Annotated in this window: 16 protein-coding genes; 13 read left to right on the top strand and 3 right to left on the bottom strand. The window is 65.8% G+C overall.

Annotation, left to right across the window (positions count from 1 at the left end; translation table 11 throughout):
- Window positions 1–52: 52 nt before the first annotated feature.
- Together ACO07J_RS11150 and mfd are read left to right on the top strand one after the other, a co-directional pair.
- Window positions 53–580 (top strand): component of SufBCD complex, encoded by a 528-nt coding sequence (locus tag ACO07J_RS11150; protein ID WP_422028887.1) that lies wholly within the window; start codon window positions 53–55, stop codon window positions 578–580.
- A gap of 26 nt (window positions 581–606) precedes the next feature.
- Window positions 607–4,062, top strand: coding sequence for a transcription-repair coupling factor (mfd, locus tag ACO07J_RS11145; protein ID WP_422028886.1), 3,456 nt, complete (start codon window positions 607–609; stop codon window positions 4,060–4,062).
- 372 nt (window positions 4,063–4,434) lie between these two features.
- Here mfd and ACO07J_RS11140 read toward each other — a convergent pair whose 3' ends face one another.
- Genes ACO07J_RS11140 through ACO07J_RS11130 form a run of 3 tightly spaced genes read right to left on the bottom strand, consistent with a single transcriptional unit; the run spans window position 4,435 to window position 5,949 of the window.
- Window positions 4,435–5,019, bottom strand: a complete 585-nt coding sequence (locus ACO07J_RS11140; RefSeq protein WP_422028885.1) for an HD domain-containing protein — start codon at window positions 5,017–5,019, stop codon at window positions 4,435–4,437.
- Window positions 5,016–5,291, bottom strand: coding sequence for a hypothetical protein (locus tag ACO07J_RS11135; protein WP_422028884.1), 276 nt, complete (start codon window positions 5,289–5,291; stop codon window positions 5,016–5,018). The genes ACO07J_RS11140 and ACO07J_RS11135 overlap by 4 nt, the downstream gene beginning before the upstream one ends.
- 4 nt (window positions 5,292–5,295) lie before the next feature.
- Complete coding sequence (locus ACO07J_RS11130) at window positions 5,296–5,949, bottom strand: alpha/beta hydrolase (protein ID WP_422028883.1); 654 nt, start codon at window positions 5,947–5,949, stop codon at window positions 5,296–5,298.
- Window positions 5,950–6,109: 160 nt separating this feature from the next.
- Here ACO07J_RS11130 and ACO07J_RS11125 point away from each other — a divergent pair, with 160 nt between their 5' ends.
- The 11 genes from ACO07J_RS11125 (at window position 6,110) to ACO07J_RS11075 (ending at window position 13,840) form a co-directional block, all read left to right on the top strand.
- Window positions 6,110–6,571, top strand: a complete 462-nt coding sequence (locus ACO07J_RS11125; protein WP_422028882.1) for an Rrf2 family transcriptional regulator — start codon at window positions 6,110–6,112, stop codon at window positions 6,569–6,571.
- A gap of 106 nt (window positions 6,572–6,677) precedes the next feature.
- Window positions 6,678–7,700: a cysteine desulfurase family protein gene (locus ACO07J_RS11120; RefSeq protein WP_422028881.1), complete on the top strand. Its 1,023-nt coding sequence runs from the start codon at window positions 6,678–6,680 to the stop codon at window positions 7,698–7,700.
- Between the two features lie 18 nt (window positions 7,701–7,718).
- A complete protein-coding gene (sufB, locus tag ACO07J_RS11115) occupies window positions 7,719–9,251 on the top strand; it encodes a Fe-S cluster assembly protein SufB (RefSeq protein WP_422028880.1) in 1,533 nt (510 codons plus the stop codon).
- On the top strand, window positions 9,251–9,526 hold the full coding sequence (locus ACO07J_RS11110; protein WP_422028879.1) for a hypothetical protein: 276 nt from the start codon (window positions 9,251–9,253) through the stop codon (window positions 9,524–9,526). The genes sufB and ACO07J_RS11110 overlap by 1 nt, the downstream gene beginning before the upstream one ends.
- Before the next feature lie 10 nt (window positions 9,527–9,536).
- Entirely contained in the window at window positions 9,537–10,040 is a 504-nt protein-coding gene (locus tag ACO07J_RS11105; protein WP_422028878.1) for a cupin domain-containing protein, read from the top strand.
- Window positions 10,037–10,351: a heavy metal-binding domain-containing protein gene (locus tag ACO07J_RS11100; protein ID WP_422028877.1), complete on the top strand. Its 315-nt coding sequence runs from the start codon at window positions 10,037–10,039 to the stop codon at window positions 10,349–10,351. The genes ACO07J_RS11105 and ACO07J_RS11100 overlap by 4 nt, the downstream gene beginning before the upstream one ends.
- Before the next feature lie 9 nt (window positions 10,352–10,360).
- Window positions 10,361–10,711: a hypothetical protein gene (locus tag ACO07J_RS11095; RefSeq protein WP_422028876.1), complete on the top strand. Its 351-nt coding sequence runs from the start codon at window positions 10,361–10,363 to the stop codon at window positions 10,709–10,711.
- A gap of 3 nt (window positions 10,712–10,714) precedes the next feature.
- The gene (gene sufC, locus ACO07J_RS11090) at window positions 10,715–11,470 is read left to right on the top strand and encodes a Fe-S cluster assembly ATPase SufC (protein ID WP_422028875.1); all 756 of its coding nucleotides are present in this window, start codon (window positions 10,715–10,717) and stop codon (window positions 11,468–11,470) included.
- Complete coding sequence (gene sufD, locus ACO07J_RS11085) at window positions 11,470–12,756, top strand: Fe-S cluster assembly protein SufD (protein WP_422028874.1); 1,287 nt, start codon at window positions 11,470–11,472, stop codon at window positions 12,754–12,756. The genes sufC and sufD overlap by 1 nt, the downstream gene beginning before the upstream one ends.
- Window positions 12,756–13,241 (top strand): YIP1 family protein, encoded by a 486-nt coding sequence (locus tag ACO07J_RS11080; protein WP_422028873.1) that lies wholly within the window; start codon window positions 12,756–12,758, stop codon window positions 13,239–13,241. Before sufD ends, ACO07J_RS11080 begins: the two co-directional genes overlap by 1 nt.
- Window positions 13,238–13,840, top strand: coding sequence for a YIP1 family protein (locus ACO07J_RS11075; protein WP_422028872.1), 603 nt, complete (start codon window positions 13,238–13,240; stop codon window positions 13,838–13,840). Before ACO07J_RS11080 ends, ACO07J_RS11075 begins: the two co-directional genes overlap by 4 nt.
- Window positions 13,841–13,842 lie beyond the last annotated feature (2 nt).

The following is a 13,842-nucleotide window of genomic DNA, read 5'->3' as shown; positions in this document are numbered from 1 at the left end:
GGGGTGAACCCCGGGGCCGGCCGGGCAAGAAACGTATGACAGGCTCAATCTCGTGGACTGGTACCAGAGCGTCTTCGAACTTATCGACATGCGCAGTTTCAGTAACCTCTGGTACTGGATCATCCTGGCCGTGATGTGGTCGACCGTCAGCCACTGGGTGCTGGGCGTGCCGTGGGACATGGTGATGCGCGCCCGCAAGGATGACGGGCACGAGCGGATCGACGACCTGGAATCGATGGTGCGGATCAGCACCAACCGCATCCTGCTGATCGCCGAGGAGTCGGGCCTGCTTCTGGCCGGGTTCACCGGGTTCGTGCTGACCATGCTGCTGCTCTTGGGGTTCTTCTATGACAACGAGTTCTCGCAGGCGGTCTTCCTGCTGCTGTTTCCGATGACGATTGTCGGACTGTTGTCGGTGGCCACGGCGCACGTGATCCGGCGCGACGGCCTGTCGGGCGAGGCGCTGTTCCGGATGATGCACAAGCACAGGGTGCTGACACAGGTGGTGGGGGTGATCTCGATCTTCGTCACCGCCATGTGGGGCATGCTGCAGAACATGACGATCGGGGCGCTCGGCTAGGGTTCGGCCCGGCCAGGCGGAAGGACATGAGCGAAGCGAAGCACATCATCGTGGGCGGCGCGCCCGAAGGGTTCGACGCGCGGCTGATCCTGAAGGAGGCCGAGCGCGACGGCGGCCCGGTCATTCACGTGGCGCGCGACGACAAGCGGCTGGCACAGGTGGCCGAGGCGCTGGCGTTCTATGCGCCCGGCATGCCGGTGCTGCGCTTTCCGGGGTGGGATTGCCTGCCCTATGACCGGATCTCGCCCAATGCCGACATTTCCGCCGCGCGGATGGCGACGCTGGCGGGGCTGGTGCATGGCGAGCCGAGCCAGTTCGTGCTTTTGACCACGCTCAACGCGGCGAGCCAGCGGGTGCCGCCGCGCGACGTGCTGCGCGAGGCCGCGTTCACGGCCGAGGTCGACCGGCAGATCGACGAGGGGGCGCTGAAGGCGTTCCTGGTGCGGATGGGCTTCGTGCAGAGCCCGACGGTAACCGAGCCCGGCGATTACGCCGTGCGGGGCGGGATCATCGACATCTTCCCGCCGGGCGAGGGCGGGCCGGTGCGGCTGGACCTGTTCGGTGATGTGCTGGACGGCGTGCGGCGGTTCGATCCGGGCAGCCAGCGGACGACCGAGAAGCTGTCGCGGGTGGAGCTGGCGCCGGTGAGCGAGGTGATCCTCGACGAGGCGGCGATCACCCGGTTTAGGCAGAATTACCGGATCGAGTTCGGCGCCGCCGGCACCGACGACCCGCTTTACGAGGCGGTGAGCGCGGGGCGGAAACACGCCGGGATCGAGCATTGGCTGCCGTTCTTCCATGAAAAGCTCGAGACTTTGTTCGACTACCTGCCCGGCGCGCCGGTGACGATGGACGACCAGGTCGAGGCGGCGCGGCTGTCGCGGTGGGACACGGTGCGCGACCAGTACGAGGCAAGGCGGCACGCGCTGGAGCAGAAGCAGCGGGCCGAGACGATCTACAAGCCGGTGCCGCCGGAGCAGCTCTATCTCGACGACGAGGCGTGGAATGCGGCCGTGGCCGACCGCCGGCGGCTGGCCTTCTCGCCACTGGCGAAAAGCCCGGGGCCCAACATCATCGATGCGGGCGGGCGGATCGGTCGGAACTTCTCGCCCGAGCGGCAGCAGGAAAATATCAGCCTTTTCGGCGCGTTGAAGGATCATATTGAAGCAAAGATGGCGGATGGCCCGGTGCTTCTGGCGAGCTATTCCGAGGGCGCCCGCGAGCGGCTCGAGGGCTTGCTGGAAGATGAGGGGCTGATCGGGGCGGTCACGGTGAAGGATGTGGGCGGCGTGGGCCGGCACGGGCTGCACCTGGCGGTCTGGGGGCTGGAGCACGGGTTCGAGTCGCCTGGGCTGACGGTGATTGCCGAGCAGGACGTGCTGGGCGACCGGCTGATCCGGTCGCCACGGAAACGGCGGCGGGCGGAGAACTTCCTGACCGAGGCGCAATCGCTCAGCCCCGGCGACCTGGTGGTGCATGTCGACCACGGGATCGGGCGGTATCACGGGCTGGAGGTGATCACGGCGGCGGGGGCGGCGCATGAATGCCTGAGCCTGGAATATGCCGAGGGCGCAAGGCTTTACCTGCCGGTCGAGAATATCGAGCTGCTGAGCCGGTACGGGCATGAGGAGGGCTTGCTCGACCGGCTGGGCGGGGGTGCGTGGCAGGCGAAGAAGGCGAAGCTGAAGGAACGCATCCGCGAGATGGCGGACCGGTTGATCCGGATCGCCGCCGAACGGGCGCTCAGGAAGGGCGCGGTGATGGAGCCCGAGCACCACGCGTGGGAGGCGTTTTCGGCCCGGTTCCCGTACCAGGAGACGGATGACCAGCTGCGCGCCATCGAGGATGTTCTGAACGACCTGAGTTCCGGCACGCCGATGGACCGGCTGGTCTGTGGCGACGTGGGGTTCGGCAAGACCGAGGTGGCGATGCGGGCGGCTTTCGTCGCGGCGCTGCAGGGCTACCAGGTGGCGGTGATCGCGCCGACGACGCTGCTGGCCCGGCAGCATTACCAGAGCTTTGCGGAGCGATTCCGGGGCTTCCCGATCTCGGTGCGGCCGCTGTCGCGGTTCGTGTCGACGACCGAGGCCGCGAAGACGCGCGAGGCGCTGTCGCGGGGGCAGGTGGATATCGTGGTGGGCACCCATGCGCTTCTGGCCAAGGGGGTGCGGTTTGCCAATCTGGGCCTTCTGGTGATCGACGAGGAGCAGCGGTTCGGGGTGGCCCACAAGGAGCGGCTGAAGCAGTTGCGCAGTGATGTGCACGTGCTGACGCTGACGGCGACACCCATTCCCCGGACACTTCAACTTTCGCTCTCAGGTGTCCGGGATCTCAGCATAATCGGGACGCCGCCGGTCGACCGGCTGTCGATCCGGACCTATGTGAGCGAGTTCGACACGGTGACCATCCGCGAGGCACTGCTGCGCGAGCATTACCGGGGCGGGCAGAGCTTTTTCGTGGTGCCGCGGATCAAGGACCTGGCCGAGATCGAGGAATTCCTCAAGGAGCAGGTGCCGGAGGTGTCCTACGTCGTGGCGCATGGGCAGATGGCGGCGGGCGAGCTGGATAGCCGGATGAACGCCTTTTACGACGGGAAATTCGACGTTCTGCTGGCGACGACGATCGTGGAGTCGGGGCTGGATATTCCCACCGCCAACACCATGGTGATCCACCGGGCGGACATGTTCGGGCTGGCGCAATTGTATCAGATCCGGGGGCGCGTGGGGCGGTCGAAGCTGCGGGCCTATGCGTACCTGACGACCAAGCCGCGCGTGCCGCTGACCCCGGCGGCGGAGAAGCGGCTGCGGGTGCTGGGGAGCCTTGATACGCTGGGCGCGGGGTTCACGCTGGCGAGCCAGGACCTCGATATTCGCGGGGCGGGGAACCTGCTGGGCGAGGAACAGTCGGGGCAGATGCGCGACGTGGGGTATGAGCTCTACCAGTCGATGCTGGAGGAGGCGATTGCCAAGATCCGGGCGGGCGAGCTGGAAGGGCTGACCGAGACGGACGAGCAATGGGCGCCTCAGATCAACCTTGGTGTGCCGGTTCTGATCCCGGAGGAGTATGTGCCGGACCTCGACGTGCGGCTGGGATTGTATCGCCGTCTCAGTGGGTTGAGTTCCAAAGTTGAACTGGAGGGTTTCGCCGCCGAGCTGATCGACCGGTTCGGAAAACTGCCGAAGGAAGTGAACACGCTGCTGTTGATCGTGCGGATCAAGGCGATGTGCAAACGGGCCGGGATTGCCAAGCTGGACGGGGGCCCGAAGGGGGCGACGATCCAGTTCCACAACGACAAGTTCGCCTCGCCTGAAGGGCTGGTGCAGTTCATGCAGGACCAGCGGGGGATGGCCAAGGTCAAGGACAACAAAATCGTCGTGCGGCGGGACTGGGCCAAGGAGAGCGACAAGATCAAGGGGGCGTTCGCCATTGCCCGGGACCTGGCGGAGAAGGTCGTCGAGAAGAAGAAGGCGAATCGGGGTTAACAGGCTGATTTCGTTGGGATTTGGCGGGTCGGTATCACGTCGGTTTTACGTCGGTATTTTGTCGGTGTTTTTGGCGGTGATTGGCCGGGTTGATGTGGCGTGCGGTGGGGGGTGGTACCGGATGTTGTGCGGGGTGCAACGGGGGTGTGAGAGGTCGATTCTGGTTCTGGGGAATACTCGCCCGGAATCGAGCCGAAGGCGCCGGGCGAGCGCCGGCCCGTCCGGGCGGGCAGGCGCTTTGGCGGGTGTGGCGTGACGTCGTTAGGTGGGATGTATTCGGCGCCATAAAGTGGCAGTCACCAGCGTGGCAGCGCCTCCCCACGGGCCGGCGCTCGCCCGGCGCGGCGGGCGTCAGGATGGTGCGCGGCGGGATTACCCGTTCCGTGTGAACCAAGCCCGCACCTTCGGCGCGATGTAGTCCCAGAAGGCGGGGACGGTGCGGCGGATGGGTGGGGCGACGCGGGCCTCGAACTTGTCCCAGGTGGCGCCGTTCTCGCGCCAGCCGATGCCGTTCGAGGCGAGGTTCTGGTTGGGGGGCTGGAAGCGGTCGAGGGCCTTGGCGAAGCGGGCGTCCGGCGTTTCGGCGGCTTCGAATTCTTCCCATAGCGCGCGGAGGCTCTCGCCCTGGCCCTCGGGCAGGAGGCCGAAGAGGCGGGTGGCGGCTTTCGCCTCGGCCTCGGCCTGTTCGGCGTGGCCGGTCTCGCCGTAGATCGGCGTGTCGCCGGCGTCGATTTCCACGAGGTCGTGCAGCAGCAGCATCCGGATCACGCGGTTGATGTCGGTGCCTTCGGGCGCGTGGTTTTCCAGCACCAGCGCGTAGAGGGCGAGGTGCCAGCTATGCTCGGCCGAGTTCTCGTAGCGCGAGCCGTCGCAGAGCGTGGTGGTGCGGGTGACCGACTTGAGGCGGCAGGCCTCGTTCAGGAAGGCGATCCGGGCGTCGAGGCGGTTGTCGCTCATGTCTTGGGGGTGTCTGGCGCGGGCGTGTCGGGGGCGGGCTTGCCCGCCTCCTGCTTCGCCTTGAACGCCTTGACCTTCTGCAGGAGCAGCGCGCGCGCCTTCATGTTGGCGCGGCGCACGCGCATGGAGGTGAGGAAGGCCTCCTCGGCGGTTTGCGAGGTGGCGCCGAGGAGTGCGACGATCTCGTTCACCACGCCCTCGTCGCCCGAGGCATCGACATACTTGATCACCTGGAGCGCCAGGTCGTCGGCCAGATCCTCGGTCACGCCCATGGGCCTACCTCGTGGTTTCGGTCAGCCGGCGTTTGACGTAATCGCTGACCGTGTCGATCATCGTGTCCATGTAAGGCTCTTCGAAGAAATGGCCCGAGCCGTCGATCTCCTCGTGGGTGACGGTGATGCCCTGCTGTTCCTGCAGCTTCGACACCAGCGAGCGGGTGTCGGCCGGGGGCGCGACACGGTCGGCGCCGCCGTTGATGATGAGACCCGAGGAGGGGCAGGGCGCGAGGAACGAGAAATCGTACATGTTGGCGGGCGGCGAGACGGAGATGAACCCGGTGATCTCGGGCCGGCGCATCAGCAATTGCATGCCGATCCAGGCGCCGAAGGAGAAGCCCGCGACCCAGCAATGCTTGGAATTGTTGTTCATCGACTGGAGATAGTCGAGCGCGGAGGCCGCATCGGACAGCTCGCCCACGCCCTGGTCATACTCGCCCTGGCTTCGCCCGACGCCGCGGAAATTGAACCGCAGCACGGTGAAGCCCATGTTGTAGAAGGCGTAATGCAGGTTGTAGACGACCTTGTTGTTCATCGTGCCGCCGAATTGCGGGTGCGGGTGCAGCACGATGGCGATGGGGGCGTCTTTCTCGCGTTGGGGGTGATAACGGCCTTCGAGCCGGCCTTCCGGTCCGGGAAATATTACCTCGGGCATATGGTCCCTTTGTCCATCTCAGGGGTGGCGAGGCTATTCTTGACGAAATTCCCTCAGCACCTTAGAATTATTCTAATTTTCCAGCCGGGGGCCGGATCGGGCTGCAAGCGAGATAAGCTTTGCGGATCGTCAGGTCAATCTATTCGCGAGGGTCGGGGCCATGAAACTCAGCACGAAGGGGCGTTACGCGATGGTGGCGCTGGTGGACATCGCCCTCAGCCAGAAGGACGGGCTGGTGACGCTGGGCGAAATCTCGAAACGGCAGAAGGTGTCGCTGCCCTACCTGGAGCAGCTGTTCGTCAAGCTGCGGCGGGCGGAGCTGGTGGAATCGGTGCGCGGGCCGGGGGGCGGTTATCGCCTGGCGCGGCCGGCCTCGGAAATCCGCATCTGCGAGGTGCTGCAGGCGGTCGACGAGACGGTCGACGCGCTGCACAAGGGCGCGGGCGCCTCGGGGGCCACGTCGGGCTCGCGCGCGCAGTCGATGGCGAACCGGCTGTGGGAGGGGTTGTCGGCGCATGTCTACGTCTTCCTGCACCAGACCCGGCTGTCGGACGTGGTGGAGAATGCGCTGACGCCCTGTCCGATCGTGCCGACGCTGGTGCCGGTGGTCGACGATCAGTGACCTGTGGGTGTGAAAGCCGTGGTTGGGGGCGCTGCCCCACGTTGAAACCCTTGTGGTGTTTCAACGCTCCCCGGGATATTTCTAGCCAGAAGAAGCGGGCAAGGTAGTGGCGCGGGTCTACCTCGATCATAACGCGACGGCGCCTTTGAGGCCCGAGGCGCGCGAGGCGATGGTGGCGGCGATGGACGTGGCCGGCAACCCGTCGAGCGTGCATGGCGAGGGGCGGGCGGCCAAGGCCTTGGTGGAGCGGGCACGGGCGCAGGTGGCCGAGGCCGTGGGGTGCAAGCCGCAGGAAGTGGTGTTCACCTCCGGCGCGACGGAGGCGGCGCGGGTGATGGAGCGCTGGCCGGGGCCGGTGGAGGTTCAGGCGACGGCGCATGATGCGCTTTGGGCGCATCGGCGCGAGACGGGCGAGGGCGCGCCGCTTCACGCGATGGGGCTGGCGAATTCCGAGACCGGGATCGTGACCGAGCCGGAACCGCGCGAGGGCGCGCTGCTGCTGGACATCACCCAGGCAGTGGGGCGTATTCCGTTCTCCTTCGCCTGGAGCGGGGCGGATTTCGCCATTCTCTCGGCCCACAAGCTGGGCGGACCGAAGGGTGTGGGCGCGCTGATCGTGAAGCAGGGGGTGGATTTCCCCGCGCTGACGCCGGGTGGCGGGCAGGAGATGGGCCGCAGGTCCGGCACGGAAAACATCATTGGAATCGCGGGGTTCGGGGCCGCAATTGAAGCGGCGCTCCGGGAGCAGGCCGAGGGGGCCTGGGCCAGGGTGGAAAAACTTAGAAACATTCTAGAAACTCTGCTTGAGGAATCGGCAAGAGAGACTATTTTTGTCGGGAAATCGGATCGGCGTCTGCCCAACACCTCCTGCTTCATTTCCGACGGATGGAAAGGCGAGACACAGGTGATGGCGATGGATCTGGCGGGGTTTGCCATATCCGCAGGCTCGGCCTGTTCCAGCGGCAAGGTGAAGGCGAGCCGGGTTCTGGGGGCGATGGGTTACGGCGACACCCAGGCGGCAAGCGCCGTGCGCGTGTCGCTGGGCCCCGGGACGAGTGAGGACGACGTGACACGCTTTGCCGAAGCCTGGGCAAGGCAGCATGCAAAGCATCGCGCCCGCGCGGCGTGAGCTGAAAGGAGCTTGAAGATGGCGGCACTGGACGAAACACGCGTGAAGGAAGGCGTCGACAAGGACACGGTCGATGCGGTCCGCGAGGCCGGCACCTACAAGCACGGCTGGGAAACCGAGATCGAGACGGAATATGCGCCGAAGGGGCTGACGCCCGATATCGTGCGGCTGATTTCCGAGAAGAACGGCGAGCCCGAGTGGATGACCGACTGGCGGCTGGCGGCCTATGAGCGCTGGCTGCAGAAGAAGGAGCCCAACTGGGCGATGGTCGATTATCCGCAGATCGACTTCCAGAACCAGTATTACTATGCCCGCCCCAAGAGCATGGAGGTTAAGCCCAAGTCGCTGGACGAGGTGGACCCCAAGCTTTTGGAAACCTACGAGAAACTTGGCATCCCGCTGAAGGAGCAGATGATCCTTGCGGGTGTCGAGGGGGCCGAGGACGTGCCCGCCGAGGGCCGGCAGAGTGACCGGAAGGTCGCGGTGGACGCGGTGTTCGATTCCGTCAGTGTCGGGACCACGTTCCAGAAGGAGCTGCAGAAGGCGGGCGTGATCTTCTGCTCGATTTCCGAGGCGATCCGGGAGCATCCGGAGCTGGTGAAGAAATACCTCGGGAGTGTCGTGCCGGTGAGCGACAACTTCTACGCGACGCTCAACTCGGCCGTCTTCTCGGACGGGTCGTTCGTCTACGTGCCGCCGGGGGTGCGCTGCCCGATGGAGCTGTCGACCTATTTCCGGATCAATGCCGAGAATACCGGGCAGTTCGAGCGGACGCTGATCATTGCCGACAAGGGCAGCTACGTCAGCTACCTCGAAGGGTGCACCGCGCCGCAGCGGGACACCAGCCAGCTTCACGCCGCGGTGGTCGAGATCGTCGTCGAGGAAGACGCCGAGGTGAAGTATTCGACCGTGCAGAACTGGTTCCCGGGCGACGAGAACGGCAAGGGCGGCATCTACAACTTCGTGACCAAGCGCGCCGATTGCCGGGGCGACCGGGCCAAGGTGATGTGGACGCAGGTCGAGACGGGCTCTGCCGTGACGTGGAAATATCCGAGCTGCATCCTGCGCGGGAATGAAAGCCAGGGCGAGTTCTATTCGATCGCCATCACCAACAACTACCAGCAGGCCGATACCGGCACCAAGATGGTGCATCTGGGGAAGAATACCCGGTCGCGGATCGTGTCGAAGGGGATCAGCGCGGGCAAGGCGCAGAACACCTATCGGGGGCTTGTTTCGATGCACCCGAAGGCCAAGAACAGCCGGAACTACACGCAGTGCGACAGCCTGCTGATCGGCAGCGACTGCGGGGCGCACACGGTGCCGTATATCGAGGTCAAGAACAACTCGAGCCGGGTGGAGCACGAGGCCACCACCTCGAAGGTGGATGACGACCAGATGTTCTATTGCCGCCAGCGCGGCATGGACGAGGAGGAGGCGGTGGCGCTTGTCGTCAACGGCTTCTGCAAGGACGTGCTGCAGGCCCTGCCGATGGAATTTGCCATGGAAGCCCAACAGCTTGTGGCGATCTCGCTGGAAGGGTCGGTGGGCTGATGACCCGGCCGGCGATACGGGACTGGATCGTCCGGGTGATGGTGTTTTCCTTCGTGGCGCTGTTGTTCGTCGCGCCTACCTATCCCGCCGGGATCTGGCGATTCCATGATGGGGCGAGGCTTGATATGGCCCTTGGCGCCGGCGTTGGGGAAACGGTTCTGAATTGGGTTCTGATCCCCGGTATCGTCGTTGATTGGGGCTATCCCAATCCGGCGGCGTGTAGCCATGAGTGGAATATTTTCGCCCCGGTGGACCTGTTAACTTGTTTTGACTGAGGACGCGGAGATGACGCAGCCTGTACTGAACGTGGAAGACGCGCCGGCGATGCCGACGCGGCCGCCGGAAGGCAGCGCGCGGTTCGGCGCGACCGTGGCGCCGATGGGCGCGGCGATCGGGTCGACCGGGCTGGGCGCGATGTACACGGTCGTCGAGCCGGGCAAGCGGGCCTTTCCGTTTCACAACCATCTCGGCAAGCACGAGATGTTCGTGATCTTCGAGGGGACCGGCACCTATCGCTTCGGCGAGGCGGAATACCCGGTGCGGGCCGGCGACGTCTGTGCCGCGCCGAAGGGCGGGCCGGAGACCGCGCACCAGCTGATAAATACGGGCGACAGCGTGTTGAAATACCTCAGCATTTCCACGATGGAAGACCCGGACGTGGTGGAGTATCCCGACAGTGGGAAATTCGCCGCGCTGGCCATCGCGCCGGGGGCGAATTTCATGGAGGCCCATCTTCGGTTCATCGGCCGCAAGGAGACGAGCGGCGATTACTGGGAGGGCGAGGCATGATCATCACCACGACCAACAATATCGAGGGCCACAGGATCACGTCCTACAAGGGGATAGTGGTGGGCGAGGCGATCATGGGGGCGAATGTCGTGCGCGATGTCTTCGCCTCGATCACCGATATCGTCGGCGGGCGCTCGGGCGCCTATGAAAGCAAGCTGCAGGATGCGCGCGACACGGCGATGACCGAGCTGGAGGCGCGGGCGGCGGCGATGGGTGCGAACGCGGTCGTGGGCGTCGATCTCGATTACGAGGTGGTGGGGCAGTCGATGCTGATGGTATCGGCGAGCGGCACCGCCGTGGTGATCGAGTAGGGCCGCGCGATGACCGGGAACGCCACAGAGGAATGGCTGCTGACGCGGCTGGACTATCCCGGGCACATGGATGCCGGGCGGCTGGCGGGGCTGGGCGGCTCGGCGGTGGCGATCATCGTCGGGCTTTCGGCTTATGCGGTGGTTTCAGCGGGCGTGGCGCTGGCCGTGGGGATCGGTGCCGGGTTCGTGGTGGGCGCGGTGATCCATCGCGTGGTCAGCCGCCGGCAGATGGAACGGGAGGTGGCGGCGCTCAACGCGAGGCGCGCCGCCGAGACTGAGATGACACATGCGCAGATTGCGCGGATGAAGGAAAATGCGCCCGGTGGCACGGCCCCCGCGGCAGAGATGAAGAAGGGTTAGAACATGTTGGAAATCAAGAACCTGCACGTCGATCTTGAAGACGAGGACAAGCAGATCCTGAAGGGCGTCGACCTGAAGGTGGGCGCGGGCGAGGTGCACGCGATCATGGGGCCGAACGGGTCCGGCAAGTCGACGCTCAGCTATGTTCTGTCGGGCCGGGATGGCTATGAGGTGACCGAGGGCAGCGCCACGCTTCTGGGCGAGGAGCTGCTGGACATGGAGCCGGAAGAGCGCGCCGCGGCGGGGCTGTTCCTGGCGTTCCAGTACCCGGTGGAAATTCCGGGCGTGGGCAACATGACCTTCATGCGCACCGCGCTCAACGCACAGCGCAAGGCGCGCGGCGAGGAGGAGATGAGCGCGGCCGATTTCCTCAAGCTGGTGCGTGAGAAGGCGAAGACGCTGAAGATCGACGCCGACATGCTGAAACGCCCTGTGAACGTGGGCTTCTCGGGCGGCGAGAAGAAGCGCAACGAGGTGCTGCAGATGGCGGTGCTCGAGCCGAAGATGTGCATTCTCGACGAGACCGACTCGGGCCTCGACGTGGACGCGATGAAGCTGGTCTCGGACGGGGTGAACGCCCTGCGTGACAAGGGGCGCAGCTTCCTCGTGATCACCCACTACCAGCGACTGCTGAACCATATCCAGCCGGACGTGGTGCACATCATGTCGAATGGCCGCATCATCAAGACCGGCGGGCCCGAGCTGGCGCTCGAGGTCGAGGAGCACGGCTATACGGACCTGCAGGGGGAGGTGGCCTGATGGCATTGCCGAAGGCGAAAACCGATGCGACCGATGCGCGGCTTGACGGCCTGAGCCTGCCCGAAGGGGCGGCCTGGGCCAGCGCGGCGCGCGAGGCGGCGATGGGCCGGGTGCGGGCGATGGGCCTGCCGGACCGGCGCGACGAGTACTGGAAATATACCCGGCCCGATACGCTGGTGCAGGCGGAGGTGCAGGCGGCTGCCGTGTTCGAGGCGGACGAGGGGCCGATGTATGACGGCGTGGACCGGCTGCAGATCGTCTTTGTCGACGGCAAGTTCGACGAGGGCGCCAGCGATGACCTGAGCCTCGAGGGCGTCAGCATCGAGCGGCTGAGCGACGCGGCGGAGAAGGACATCCACTGGGCCAAGGACGTCTATGGCGTGCTGGAAGAGCGGGGGCAGACCCCGGTCGAGCGGCCCCTGGCGGCGCTGAATACCGCGCTGGCCGAGGATGGGCTGCTGATCCATGTCACAGGCCGGGTGAGCAAGCCGATCAACCTGATCTATCACCATCGGTCGGAGACATCCGACGCGATCCTGCACCATGTCATCAAGCTGGACGAGGGCGCCGACCTGACGGTGCTGGAGAACGGCCCGGCGGCGGCACGGTTCAACAAGGTGATGGAGGTGGACGTGGCCGATGGTGCCGGCTTCCACCACGTGCGCACGCAGGGCCGCGACCACGAGCGGCGGGCGGCCACGCATATCTTCGCAAGGCTCGGCAAGGAGAGCACGTTCAAGACCTTTACCCTGACGGTGAACGGCGTTCTGACGCGGAACGAATGCGTGGTCGAGATGCTGGGCGACGATGCCGCCGCGCATATCGCCGGCGCCTGCGTGGGCGATGGCGATTTCCACCATGACGACACGGTCTTCGTCACCCATGACGCGGTGAATTGTGAAAGCCGGCAGGTGTTCAAGAAGGTGCTGCGCAACGGCGCGCGGGGCGTGTTCCAGGGCAAGATCCTCGTGAAGCCGGGCGCGCAGAAGACCGACGGCTACCAGATCAGCCAGTCGCTGCTGTTGGACGATGACAGCGAGTTCGACGCCAAGCCGGAGCTCGAGATCTACGCCGATGACGTGGCCTGTTCGCACGGGTCCACGAGCGGCGCGATTGACGAGGACGGGCTGTTCTACCTCCGCGCGCGGGGCGTGCCGAAGGAGATCGCGACCGACTTGCTGACGCTGGCCTTCCTGGCCGAGGCGGTGCAGGAGATCGAGGACGAGACCCTGCGCGAAGAGCTTGTCGGCCGGCTGGACGCCTGGCTGCAGCGCCGGCGCGGCTGATGCCGGTCACCACCGATATCGTGGCTTCCTACCGGGGGCCGCGGCCGGTGATGCGGCGGCTTCTGGCGATGGGCGAGAACGAGGGCAGGGCGCTGGCCATCCTGATGGCGGGCTGTCTTGTCACCTTCATCGGCCAATGGCCAAGGCTGGCGCGCGAGGCGCACCTGACCGGGCAGGAGCTGAACCCGCTGCTGGGCGGGGCGCTGCTGGGCTGGATCTTCATAGCACCACTGGCGTTTTACGCGCTGGCCTTCCTGAGCCACCTTGCCAGCCGGGCCTTCGGCGCCCGCGGCACTGGCTATGGCGCGCGGCTGGCGCTGTTCTGGGCCTTTCTTGCGGCGAGCCCGCTCTTGCTGCTGTTCGGGCTGGTCGCGGGGTTCATCGGGCCGGGGCCGGGGCTGACCGGCGTGGGCGTTGTCTGGGTCGCGGTGTTCCTGTGGTTCTGGCTGTCGAACCTGCGCGAGGCGGAATGGGGCATGTCATGAATATCGCATGGTTCCGGGCGATGCTGCGCCTGACGCTGACCAATCCGCGGCAGGCCGGTGCGCTGGTGATCGAGATGGGCTGGCCCATGCAGGGGCTGTGGATCGCGCTGATGCTGGTGTCGGTGCTGCTGTCGCTGATGGTGTCGGCGGTGTTCTACGTGGCCCCGCTGCCGCCCGGCGAGATGGGCGAGCTGATCCAGATGTCGCCGGCCTATCACACGCCGCTTCTGTTCGCGCTGCTGAACTGGGCGCAGGCGCTGATTTCCGTGGTGCTGCTGCACCGGATCGGCCTGGCCTTCGGCGGGAAGGGCGCGTTGGCCGACGTGCTGGCGGTGATGATCTGGCTTCAGGTCGTGTCGCTGGTGCTGGCGGTGGTGCTGTTCCTGATCGGGCTGATCCTGCCGCTGGTGGGCGGGCTGATGATGATCGCCGCCTTCTTCTGGGGGCTGTGGGCGACGCTGGCGCTGATCGCCGCCGCCCACCGATTCGACGGCCTGCTGAAGGCGGCGGGCGTCTGCATTCTGACGGTGGTGACCTTCTCCATCGGCATGACGATCCTGACCGCCCTGCTGGGCGGGCTGGGGATGACAGGGAGATGACC

This window comes from Roseovarius sp. (assembly GCF_965228755.1).
Taxonomy (GTDB): Bacteria; Pseudomonadota; Alphaproteobacteria; order Rhodobacterales; family Rhodobacteraceae; genus Roseovarius.
The sequence above is the reverse complement of the archived record's forward strand: the minus strand, read 5'-3'. Positions and strand labels throughout refer to the sequence as shown.